Genomic DNA, 402 nt, shown 5'->3' on the forward strand with positions numbered 1-402 from the left:
TCTGCTTTTTTAGTCGTACCTTTGTATTCAACTCCTACTACTACACTTTGACTTGCATCTGTTTGTTCTATTGGTGTAAATGTATATGTTATTGTCTTAGTAGCTTTTTCGTATTTGAAGTTATCTAATGCTAACTCCGTTTCTTGTCCTCCATCTATTGCTTTAGTTGCTGTAAAGTCTCCTGCAATTGGATCTACTGTTGGTGTTTTATCTAGTACTATTGTTAATGTTCCATTTGTTGCATTCACAGTTGATACTGCTGCTACTACATCCTGCCCCTTCGCATCTACTGTAAATGCATCTGCTTTTTTAGTCGTACCTTTGTATTCAACTCCTACTACTACACTTTGACTTGCATCTGTTTGTTCTATTGGTGTAAATGTATATGTTATTGTCTTAGTA

Annotated in this window: 1 protein-coding gene; it reads right to left on the reverse strand. The window is 35.3% G+C overall.

The window, feature by feature from the left end:
- Window positions 1-402, reverse strand: a 402-nt coding sequence (locus KGF38_RS20110) for a hypothetical protein (protein WP_413926768.1), incomplete at both ends; no start/stop codon positions are given.

This window comes from Clostridioides sp. ZZV14-6387 (genome assembly GCF_020657835.1).
Lineage (GTDB): Bacteria > Bacillota > Clostridia > Peptostreptococcales > Peptostreptococcaceae > Clostridioides > Clostridioides difficile_A.